This is a genomic window from Bacillota bacterium, from assembly GCA_012727955.1.
In the GTDB taxonomy this organism is placed as follows: domain Bacteria; phylum Bacillota; class Limnochordia; order DTU087; family JAAYGB01; genus JAAYGB01.
The window spans coordinates 1-2,226 of record JAAYGB010000009.1; the positions used below are offsets into that span (position 1 = coordinate 1).

Consider the following 2,226-nt stretch of genomic DNA (forward strand, 5'->3'; position numbering starts at 1 on the left):
GTCTCGAACACAGCAGTTAAGCCCTCCAGCGGCGATGGTACTTCCGGGGTGACCCGGTGGGAGAGTAGCACGTTGCCGAATACCTTTTCACATGACAGCTAGGTAATTGTGCCTGGCTGTCTTTTTTGTTTTTAGTCTGCCTGTACGCCGGTATGGGAACCAGCATAGGATATGAAATTTGAGTGAAAATAGGACAGGGCGTGCTTAGTCAGCTTTCAAAAGGGGAAAAGGCTCCACGAAGATGGATATTTAAGGAGGCGATGAAGTGAATAGAATTTTGGCAAGTCCTGGGAGATATGTTCAAGGTGCCAATGCCTTGCAATCCCTCCACGAATACTTAGGGAAATTGGGGTCCAAGGCATTGGTGGTGGTCGATCCCTTTGTAGTCGATAACATGCAGGAGGTTTTAAGTGGGGGGTTAGCAGATTTCCCCAACGAGATGGAACGGTTCGGCGGGGAAAGCTCCAGGCCAGAGGTGGATCGTCTGGTGGAGCAGGTGAAAAGCGTTGGTGCCGACGTCGTTGTTGGGGTGGGTGGAGGCAAGACGGTAGATACGGCAAAGGCTGTCGCCCATTACGCTGGGCTTCCGGTGGCCATCGTTCCGACTACGGCTTCCACCGACGCTCCCTGTAGTGCCCTTTCGGTTCTGTACACTCCAGAGGGAGTCTTCGACAGCTACCTGTTTCTACCAAAGAACCCTGAACTAGTTTTGATGGACACACAAATTGTTGCCGAGGCTCCGGTCCGCTTCCTGGTTTCCGGGATCGGTGATGCGCTAGCCACTCACTTTGAAGCGGAAGCCTGCGCCCATAGCCATGCAGCAAACGTAGCCGGTGGCGCGATGACGGAAGCCGCGCGCAGTCTTGCGGAATTGTGTTTTGATACTCTGATGGAGTATGGCTATCAGGCCAAACTGGCTGCTGAGCGAAAGGTAGTGACTCCCGCGCTGGAGCGGGTGGTTGAAGCCAATACGCTGCTTTCTGGTTTGGGCTTTGAAAGCGGTGGCTTGGCGGCGGCCCACGCGATTCACAACGGTTTTACTGCCTTGGAGGCAACTAACAGCCTGTATCATGGTGAAAAGGTGGCCTTCTCCACTCTGGTTCAGATGGTGCTTGAAGACCGGCCTGCCCATGAGATTGACGAAGTGATGGAATTCTGTGTCATGATGGGTCTTCCGGTCACCCTGGAGGAATTGAACCTACCCTCTCCCAGCAAGGAAGACTTGATGAAGGTGGCCGAGGCAGCGACGGTCAAGGAAGAGACCATCCACAATATGCCCTTCCCTGTGACCGCCGAGCTGGTATACAATGCCATTGTGGCAACGGATGCCTTAGGCCGTGACTACCTCTAGCTAGACTAGGTAGATAGTGTGTTCAAGTGTCCGCCCCTTGCCCTTGGGTCAGGGACGGGCATTTTTCTATAGGTATCAGTCGATCTGAAGTGGAATTAGTAGAAGGAGGGAGGCGAACAGGTTTGCAGGTAGACTTTACAGGGTTGAGACTACACCATGAGACCTTCGAGGACATCAGCTTTTCTGGAGTATCCTTTGAAGAAGCGGAACTGCATCATTGCAGATTTATTCGGTGTGATTTCTCCTCAGCGCGGATGCCGGAGTGCAGGACTGAATCCAGTCACTTTGAGGACTGCAACTTCAACAATGCGTCCTTAGGGGGTTCTCAGCACCGATTTACCAGCTTTACTAACTGTACATTTTCTAGGGCAGTGATGTTTGGGGCTGTGTTCCACCATTGCCGCTTATTGGGAAGCAGCTTTGCATCAGCGGTTCTTTCGGGGTGCACTATCTTTGGAGGCGATTGGTCCTTCGTCGATTTGCAGTATCAAGACCTGAGTAATCAGCGACTGGGCCCGATCCAGTTGGTGGAGGCTGATCTGCGGGCATGTAACTTGGAAGAGGCCGATCTGCAAGGAGCAAATCTATCACGGGCCAATCTCTCACAGGCTCGCTTGAGGGGAGCGAACCTGAGACAGACCCGGGTCGAGGGTACGGATCTGCGCAATGTGGATCTGCGTGGAGTCAAGATTGATGTACCCTTTGCCGTCGCCTATGCCAAGGCTCTGGGCGCTGTACTTGAGTAGATGGCCGGTAAGCATAAAAGGAGGATGTTATATATGGTTTTATCCTTCCTCCTCCTCCCTTCAGGAGCAGCGGCTAGTACCCTTGTACTGGAATGGAAAGACGAAGAAACTCCTTTGGCTGTCCTACGA

General features: G+C 52.8%; 2 protein-coding genes. Both read left to right on the top strand.

Translation table 11 applies throughout. The features are described 5' to 3' along the window. The first annotated feature begins 265 nt into the window (after nt 1-265). Complete coding sequence (locus tag GX030_02815; GenBank protein ID NLV91312.1) at nt 266-1,351, top strand: glycerol dehydrogenase; 1,086 nt, start codon at nt 266-268, stop codon at nt 1,349-1,351. A gap of 122 nt (nt 1,352-1,473) precedes the next feature. After that, on the top strand, nt 1,474-2,097 hold the full coding sequence (locus tag GX030_02820) for a pentapeptide repeat-containing protein (protein ID NLV91313.1): 624 nt from the start codon (nt 1,474-1,476) through the stop codon (nt 2,095-2,097). Nucleotides 2,098-2,226 lie beyond the last annotated feature (129 nt).